Origin of the sequence: Paenibacillus plantiphilus, from assembly GCF_927798095.1 — a bacterium.
In the GTDB taxonomy this organism is placed as follows: Bacteria; Bacillota; Bacilli; order Paenibacillales; family Paenibacillaceae; genus Paenibacillus_Z; species Paenibacillus_Z plantiphilus.
Genome location: NZ_CAKMMF010000014.1, coordinates 115,995 through 123,708, shown reverse-complemented (window position 1 = coordinate 123,708; position 7,714 = coordinate 115,995). Strand labels below are relative to the sequence as shown.

The 7,714-nt window shown below is 49.5% G+C and carries 8 protein-coding genes; 7 read left to right on the top strand and 1 reads right to left on the bottom strand.

From position 1 onward, the window contains the following. Positions 1 to 6: 6 nt before the first annotated feature. Positions 7 to 870, bottom strand: a complete 864-nt coding sequence (locus L6H65_RS13960; protein ID WP_236343152.1) for an AraC family transcriptional regulator — start codon at positions 868 to 870, stop codon at positions 7 to 9. Between the two features lie 217 nt (positions 871 to 1,087). On the opposite strand from L6H65_RS13960, the gene L6H65_RS13955 reads away from it, so the two are divergent. The 7 genes from L6H65_RS13955 to L6H65_RS13925 are packed head-to-tail and all read left to right on the top strand — an operon-like array spanning position 1,088 to position 7,608. Continuing rightward, the gene (locus tag L6H65_RS13955) at positions 1,088 to 2,254 is read left to right on the top strand and encodes an acyl-CoA dehydrogenase family protein (protein WP_236343151.1); all 1,167 of its coding nucleotides are present in this window, start codon (positions 1,088 to 1,090) and stop codon (positions 2,252 to 2,254) included. A gap of 36 nt (positions 2,255 to 2,290) precedes the next feature. Continuing rightward, complete coding sequence (locus L6H65_RS13950) at positions 2,291 to 3,256, top strand: methionine ABC transporter ATP-binding protein (protein ID WP_236343150.1); 966 nt, start codon at positions 2,291 to 2,293, stop codon at positions 3,254 to 3,256. Between the two features lies 1 nt (position 3,257). Then, the gene (locus L6H65_RS13945; protein WP_236343149.1) at positions 3,258 to 3,920 is read left to right on the top strand and encodes a methionine ABC transporter permease; all 663 of its coding nucleotides are present in this window, start codon (positions 3,258 to 3,260) and stop codon (positions 3,918 to 3,920) included. 26 nt (positions 3,921 to 3,946) lie between these two features. Further along, positions 3,947 to 4,795 carry a MetQ/NlpA family ABC transporter substrate-binding protein gene (locus L6H65_RS13940; protein ID WP_236343148.1) on the top strand — a complete coding sequence of 283 codons (849 nt, stop codon included), beginning with the start codon at positions 3,947 to 3,949 and terminating at the stop codon, positions 4,793 to 4,795. A gap of 33 nt (positions 4,796 to 4,828) precedes the next feature. Continuing rightward, positions 4,829 to 5,188, top strand: a complete 360-nt coding sequence (locus L6H65_RS13935) for a hypothetical protein (RefSeq protein WP_236343147.1) — start codon at positions 4,829 to 4,831, stop codon at positions 5,186 to 5,188. Between the two features lie 15 nt (positions 5,189 to 5,203). Further along, positions 5,204 to 6,193, top strand: coding sequence for an aldo/keto reductase (locus tag L6H65_RS13930; protein ID WP_236343146.1), 990 nt, complete (start codon positions 5,204 to 5,206; stop codon positions 6,191 to 6,193). Beyond that, positions 6,190 to 7,608, top strand: a complete 1,419-nt coding sequence (locus L6H65_RS13925) for a Sapep family Mn(2+)-dependent dipeptidase (protein WP_236343145.1) — start codon at positions 6,190 to 6,192, stop codon at positions 7,606 to 7,608. The genes L6H65_RS13930 and L6H65_RS13925 overlap by 4 nt, the downstream gene beginning before the upstream one ends. Positions 7,609 to 7,714: the final 106 nt, after the last annotated feature.

Here is a 7,714-nt window from a genome sequence, read left to right as displayed (position 1 = left end):
CAAGCTTCATTTGACAGAGGAGCGGTATTCATTGGGTGAAATTCCTGCTCCTTTCTTGAATGCCTTGGAAAAGGAGAACATATCGACATATCCGATGGATTGAGCAATGGCGGAAAGATTCAGCTCCGTCGTCCTGAGCAATGTTTTGGCTGCCGATACTCGTATTTCCTGTAAATATTTCATCGGTGTAATTTTGTAGGACTGCTTGAATTTTCTTGAGAAATAGGATCGCTCTATCCCTACGTACTGGGCCACGGTTTCGATATTAATATCCTCTGAGTAGTGCAGCTCCATATGCTCCTTGGCACGCTCAAGCCATTCATCCGAGCATACCTGATTCCGGTCCGTATCTGATACTTTTGCAGACAGTGCTTTGAATACCTGATGAAACGTAATTAGCCGCGTCAGATCCTGATCACGCTCAAAGTCGTTTTTCGCCAACGAAATTAATGTCTGGAGAAAATCAAGCGCATTCGGGTTCGCGGCATTGAACTGGTACGGCGTGCAATGCTTGATGCCGATACGTTCAAGCAGCAGGCCGGAATGCGGCCCTTCGAAAGCAAGCCACATATAGCTCATGGGATGAGCGTCATTGCTGAAATATTCATGAGACACCTGCGGAAAGCAGCAAAATATATCATTGCGCCGCAAATGGTAGGTTTTGCTTTTTTGGATAAATGAACCTTCTCCATTTAGAATGAAAATCAAGTTGTAATAGGGCAGGACACGAGGACCTGTATGAAAATGGCTGGCATTCTCATGAATACCAATTCTAAGCGGCCATGCAGCGCTTGATTTTTCAAATTCAGTTGGTACAAACAGATATTTCCTTGAATGATCTATGTTTGTAGAGATAGGCCTCTTCAACAAAGTACTCCCTCCTTGAATGAAGTCAAAGCGATAGATGAATTGTAAAGCTTGCAACGATTATAATACCTTTGGAATTAAAATCATAGTAAAATGATTGGAATAGTCATAATTGGACAAGCGAATAAATCACATTTGGACATTCTGTTCGTCATTTTGAGCTGATATATTTTTAAAACAAGAAATTTAACTTTGTGGAGAAAGGTGGGGGAGATGCGAAATGCCTTCTGCACAGAACCAACTTGTAAGAACGCAGCAAGAATGGCTTGCCCGCTTGGACGAGGTGTTGCAGCGAAATACTGCCGGGACAATAAAAGCCGATGAAACGAACGGCTTCAACTACGGCCTTATTTCCGACCTGAAAGCGATCGGATATCCTCAGTTGGCTGTACCGGTCGAGCTTGGGGGAGAGGGTCTGTCCTTGACTGATTTGCTGCTGTATCAGGAACGGATTGCCAAGACGGATGCTCCTGCTGCGCTGGCGATTGGATGGCATATGAATACGGTGCTGCAATTAAGCAAGACGCGCCAATGGAAGGAAAGCGATTATAGGGAGCTGTGCAAGGCAGTTCTTGAGCGCGGCGCGCTGGTTAACCGCGCGGATTCGGAAGCGGCGACCGGCAGTCCCTCGCGGGGCGGCAGGCCGCAGACGACAGCCAGTAAGACGGAGAATGGCTATCGGTTGACTGGCAGGAAGTCGTTCACTTCGCTGGCGCCTGTTCTCGACTACTTTATTGTATCGGCATTCGATGAGGATGCGGATTGCCTCTCGGATTTCCTTATTCCGCGAGAGACGGAAGGTTTATCTATTGAGGCTACCTGGAATATGGTCGGCATGAGAGGGACGGGAAGCCACGATCTGGTTCTACAGCAGGCCTATGTGCCCGCAGCCGCCAAGGTGAATTCGCGAAGCGGCTCAGGCGCCGGGCAGGCGAAGGGAAATCAGAGCAACGCCCACAATTTGTGCATACCAGCCGTCTACTTGGGCATTGCTCTTGCGGCAAGAGATGAAGCTATACGCTTTGCCAAAAGTTATCAGCCGAACAGTCTGCCTCACCCGATCGCTCAGCTGCCCCATATTCAGCAAGCGATCGGACGGATTGAGATGGAGCTGTCGTCGGCCCGTCATTTTATGTACGCCATTGCCGGTAAATATGACAGCCAGCTCACTGTAGCCAATGAAGATTTTGCAGCTGTAAAGGTATATGCGATACAAACCGCCTTGTCCGTCGTTGATAAAGCCATGCGAATTGTTGGCGCGCATAGTCTGGCGATGACCCATCCTCTTCAACGCATGTATCGCGATGTTCGCTTTGGACTGCACAATCCTCCGATGGAGGATTTGGCGCTAAGCCAGCTTGCGCTGCGCGCTATTGAAGAGATATAGCGATAGTAAAAATAAGTGAAAAGTAAGGTACACGATATGATCGAAATAAGAAACCTAAGCAAAACATTCGATGGCAAGCAGGTTCTTCAAGGAATCGATCTGACAATTGATAAGGGAGATATATACGGCCTCGTTGGCGTCAGCGGCGCGGGCAAATCTACTTTGCTGCGCTGCATGAACGGACTGGAATCGTTTGATTCCGGGGACGTGATCGTGGACGGCGTTCATATTAACCGTCTTAACAAAAAGGAGCTTCGTTATTTCAGAAGCGGCGTAGGGATGATTTTTCAACAGTTCAGTCTGCTGGAGCGCAAAACCGTCTATGAGAATATATTGTTTCCGCTAAAATGCTTTAAATCCAAGATGAACAATGTCGATCAGAGAATACGCGAAGTATTGGAGCTTGTCGAGCTTACGGAAAAGATCGATGTGCTGCCAAGGCAGCTAAGCGGCGGACAGAAGCAAAGGGTAGCCATTGCGCGCGCGCTTATTATGAACCCGACAATTTTATTGTGCGACGAGGCAACCTCGGCACTCGATCCGAATATTAAGCAGTCCATTCTGGAGCTGTTAAAAAAGATCAACAGAGAGCTGGGCATTACAATCGTCGTCGTTACGCATGAAATGTCCGTCGTAAAAGGAATTTGCAACAAAATGGGGGTGTTGAGCGGAGGCAAGCTGAAGGCCGCCGGCAGTGCGCAGGATATTTTTCTGAATATGCCTGACCTATTGGACGATTTCATGGGTGAAGAAAACTATCGCGACGACACGTCCCATCATCAAAAAATCAAGCTTGAAATTATTCAGCGCAACGGAGAAAACGATGATATTCTCTCCAGGCTGGCCATTGAGACAGGCGTGAAATTCGAGCTTGTCTGGGGCGGACTGAGCAAGTACAGCGATTCCATTGCCGGAGCGCTTATGATTCGTATCCACGATACGGAGCTTGCCCGAATCGAGGCCTGTCTGGACAAGCATCGCGTGGAGTGGAGGAAGGTGTAGCATGTATCAATACGATCTGGAAACGATGCTGTCAAAAATAATACTGCCTGGTCTGCGCGATACGTTTCTAATGCTCGGAGGCTCGATTGTAACCTGCTCTGTCTGCGGCTTTATATTGGCGATTATTCTAATTACAACAGACTCCAGAGGGCTTCGCCCGAATCGCGTCATCTATGAGACGATCAGCGCCATTATTAATGTGCTGCGTTCCGTTCCTTTCATCATCGTCATTATTGTCATTATTCCGGTCACCCGATTTGTAGTCGGAACCTCGATAGGGGTTGGCCCTGCTATTTTCTCCATTACTGTTGCGGGCTCTCCGCTAATCGCCAGATTGCTGGAGGGCTGCTTCAAGGAAATCGACGCCCGGCTCATTGAAGCGGCGAAATCGTTCGGAGCGTCGGATTGGCAAATTACGTGGCATGTGATCGTGAACGAATCGATTCCGTCCATTATATCGAGCATGACACTAGGTATTGTGTCGCTGCTGGGCTATACGGCTATAGCAGGAACTGTCGGCGCCGGAGGGCTCGGAGCGGTAGCCTTGACATACGGCTATCAAAATTTCGACGATACGATTATGTACAGCACCGTCCTCGTCCTTATTGTCATTGTGCAATTCATTCAAATCGCTGGCAATGCCTTGTACCGAAAGCTGAAATAACTTACTGCAGAGAGGGACTACATCAGATGAAAACAAAACTTGCATCCATTCTACTTGTAACACTATTGCTTACGAGCGCCTTATTAGCTGCTTGCTCATCAGAGAAACAGACGGATGAGTCGGGCGCCAATGCAAATGCGGACAAAAAAATAGTGGTCGGGGTACTTGCCCGCGAGCAGCCCGATCTTGAATATGTAGCGGAAAAGCTGAAGCAGGAAGGCTACGACATTGAAGCCCGCGTATTTAACGATAATGTAGCCATTAATACAGCTACAGAGGATGGCAGCATCGACGCGAACTATTTTCAAAATGAGCGTTATCTGAACAGCTTTAACAGCAGCAAAAATACGCATCTCAAAACGTATGGCCCTTCTATTTTTACAATGCCGGTGTTGTTGGTGTCGAAGAAATACGGATCTGTTGAAGAGCTGCCTGAGGGTGCAAGAATCGGCATTGCCAACGATGCGGCCAACCGTGCGAGAGAGCTTCAGCTGCTTGCCGATAACGGGGTTATTAAGCTGAAGGAGGGGGTGGATCTGCCTACGTTGCTTGATATCGTTGAAAATACTAAGAAGCTTGAATTTGTGGAGACAGACCCTAGAAACAGAGTGGGCATCTTCCCCGATTTGGACGCGATGACGGCGCCGTCTATTACGGTGTATCAGATGAAGGACCCTGCCATAACGGTGGATACCGCCCTGCTGGCGGAGACGCCGGAAGTCTACAAAACATATGGCGGCACATTGTTTGTTGTTCATGAAAGCAAGAGCAATCTGGAGTGGCTCGATAAGGCAATTGAAATTATGACCTCTAAAGAATATTCAGAGTGGCTCTTAGAAACGTACAGCGGCGTCAAAAAACCGCTGGCGGAGTAGAATTCAAATTATATTTTGGGAGGAATAACGAATATGGCAACCGTAATCGGAGTCTCAAACACAGCATTAGCAGGTGAGCAACTGGAACGCTTCATCGACATTATTGGAACGGCGGTAACGACAGGACTGAAGCTGCCCCCTGAGCTGAGAAGCGTGCATCTATATCAACTGCCGAAAGAAACCAGCACGAAAAAAAGCGGGGAAGAAATAACGTTCTTCGTCTACACGGCGCCCAACAAGCCTGTTGATGCAAAGCGTGATCTAGTGAAGAACATACAAGCGGCGGCGGATGACTTTTTCCAATCGTCCGGTCCAGTCAAAACGATCGTAATTATTAAAGAGCATTCGGATGAAAATGTAGGCGTTGGCGGAATACTGCGGCTGGATAACTAAAGGAGGCTTTCTCTTATGGAGCATATGGAAATTGGACGCTCCGGCATAAAGGCGTCGGTCATTACTCTCGGAGCTATGGGTATTGGAGGAGGGTTCCGCTATCCCGATACGGATGATCAGGAATCGATCCGCACCATACATGCGGCGCTTGATGCCGGAATCAATATGATAGATACAGCGCCGGTATATGGCTTTGGGCATAGCGAGGAAATAATCGGGAAAGCCTTGAAGGGCAGACGTGACAGCGTTGTGCTGTCTACCAAATGCGGACTTTGGTGGGGAGATGATGAGGGAACCTACCGATTCACTTGGGATGGTCATGCGGTGAAGCGCAATTTAAGCAGCCGGACGATCAGAATCGAAGTCGAAGAGAGCTTAAGACGCCTCAATACAGATTACATTGACGTCTACTATACGCACAATCCGGCCATGCCGCCCTTCAACACTCCTATTGAGGAGACAATCGGCACGTTGATGGATTTGAAGAAGGAAGGCAAAATTGTAACGATAGGAGCCTCCAACTGCGATCCGCATCATATTAAAAGCTACTTGGAGCTTGGAGAGGTATCCATTGTGCAGCGGCGCTACAATATGCTGGCGAATGATGTAGAAGACGAGATTTTACCGCTTTGCGAGGCTAATGGCATCAGCTTTCACGCCTATTCTCCGCTTGCCAATGGACTGCTGACCGGGAAGTTTGGCCGCGATTATCAGCTGCCGAAGGGAGATTCCCGGGAGGGCGATCCTTGGTGGGAGCCGCCGCTCTACCATTCCGCGCTGGATTTTGTAGAGAGTTTGAATGCTATTCGCCAGCAGCTTGGCTGCAGCCAATCCGCTCTTGCCATTGCTTATTTGCGCTCCAAAGGAGAGCATATCAATGTCATCTGCGGCATCCGTACCGAGAAGCATCTGCAGGAAAATGTTGCCGGAGCAAAGCTGAAGCTGTCTCAGGATATTGTGGCAGAGATTGACCGCCTCAGGGCGCAGAGGCTCGTCCGGTCATGACAGAGCGCAGCCATCAAGTCTCTGATGAGATGATTGATAACTGGATTGCATCCAAGAAACCGGAAATCATTGCGTCGATCAAGCAGCTGGTGCGCGTGCGCAGCGTGTACGAAGGCTTTGATCCTGAAGCGGAGCATCCGTTCGGCAGCGGCTGCGCTCAAGCTGTCGATGAAGCGCAGGACATTATTGTCAAGGCAGGGCTGCAAGCGGTCAATCATGACTACTATGGCATTTCTGCCCTATATCCGGGCAAGAGTGAGCGGAAAATCAGCTTTTTCTCCCATCTGGACGTTGTTCCCGAAGGGGAGGGCTGGACATTCAATCCCTATGAGCCGTTTGAACAGGATGGTTATCTGTTTGGGCGGGGAGCCAGAGACAACAAAGCTGCGGCAGCGGGTGTTATCTATACGCTGCAGTTTTTCAAGGAGCATCGCATTCCGCTCAAGCATACGGTTTCTGTCTTTCTTGGCTGCAATGAGGAAGCGGGGATGCGGGATGTCGCCTATTACTTGCAGGAGGAAGACCCTGCTTTCTCTATTGTGTCGGACGCCTACTTTCCAGTAGGCAACGGGGAGAAGGGCATATTGACGGCAGACTTTACTGCTCATGTTGCAGATGGCAACCTGCTGGACTTTTATGGCGGCGAGCTGTCCAACGTAGTGCCCAGCACGGCCAGAGCGGTCATTAGCGGCTTTACTCCTGAGCAGGTTCAAACGGCGCTGGGCGAATCGTTTAAAGCAATTCCCCACCCGCAAGGGGTTGCAATAGAAGCGGAAGGCTTGGGCGGACATGCCGCGTTCCCCGAAGGAACGATAAATCCGATCCATAAGCTGGCTGCGGCACTGCTGCGGCATGGACTTGTAACAGGAAGCGCCTCGTCGGCCGTTTCCTTTATAGCCGAATCCTTCGCCGACTATTATGGTCAGGGATTGTCTATTGCGTACGAGGATGAGGTGTCCGGCAAAACAACGCATACGGTTGGAATTGTAAGGCTGTCGGGCGGAAGACTGACCGTGAATACGAATATCCGCTACCCTATTTCAGCCAAAACGGATGATATTGTCGAGAGACTGAGAGTCAGAGGAGCGGAATACGGTTTTGTGCTGGAGAATGTGCATGATAACCCGCCATATTATGTTTCCGGGGACGATCCTGTCGTGCAGCAGTTGACGGCGCTGGCTAATTCGGTGCTGCAAACGGACCAGAAGCCTTATGTGATGGGGGGAGCGACACATGCCCGCAAGCTGCCTCGCGCGATAGCTTTCGGTCCTAGCCGTTCCGATGCAAGCAAGCCTTTCCCGCCCGGCAGGGGCGGCCCGCATCAGCCGGATGAGGCTGTAAGGCTGCAAAATATTTGGGATGCAATGAAGGTGTATATTCACGCACTGCTGCTTCTGGACGATCTTGTCGAATAGACAAGGGGTGAGCGGAGCCGATATGATATGAAAAGCTGTCCATTTGTAGAAATCTACTTAGGGGCAGCTTTTTTCCTGTTTACTAGAGATTGCTGATCATATGAGG